Annotated in this window: 1 rRNA gene; it reads left to right on the top strand. The window is 52.5% G+C overall.

Features of this window, described 5'->3' with window-relative positions:
* A 23S ribosomal RNA gene (locus ACLIBG_RS15605) occupies nt 1-564 on the top strand; the annotation flags it as partial.

The raw sequence follows: 564 nt of genomic DNA, 5'->3' as shown, positions 1-564 counted from the left end.
GGTCGTAGACCCGAAACCGTGTGATCTACCCATGTCCAGGGTGAAGGTCAGGTAACACTGACTGGAGGCCCGAACCCACGTATGTTGAAAAATGCGGGGATGAGGTGTGGGTAGGGGTGAAAAGCCAATCGAACACGGAGATAGCTGGTTCTCTCCGAAATAGCTTTAGGGCTAGCCTCAAAGCACGAGTACCGGAGGTAGAGCACTGATTGGACGAGGGGCCCTCATCGGGTTACCGAATTCAGTCAAACTCCGAATGCCGGCTACTTTGCTTTGGGAGTCAGACGATGGGTGATAAGGTTCATCGTCGAGAGGGAAACAACCCAGACCGTCAGCTAAGGTCCCCAAGTATACGTTAAGTGGAAAAGGATGTGGAGTTGCCCAGACAACCAGGATGTTGGCTTAGAAGCAGCCATCATTTAAAGAGTGCGTAATAGCTCACTGGTCGAGTGACTCTGCGCCGAAAATGTACCGGGGCTAAACGTATCACCGAAGCTGCGGATTGTTCTTCGAACAATGGTAGGAGAGCGTTCCGGGTGCTGTGAAGTCAGACCGTGAGGACTG

Origin of the sequence: Virgibacillus sp. W0181 (assembly GCF_051846915.1) — a bacterium.
Taxonomy (GTDB): Bacteria; Bacillota; Bacilli; order Bacillales; family Amphibacillaceae; genus JBPYCR01.
This window is presented reverse-complemented; position numbering and strand designations above follow the sequence as displayed.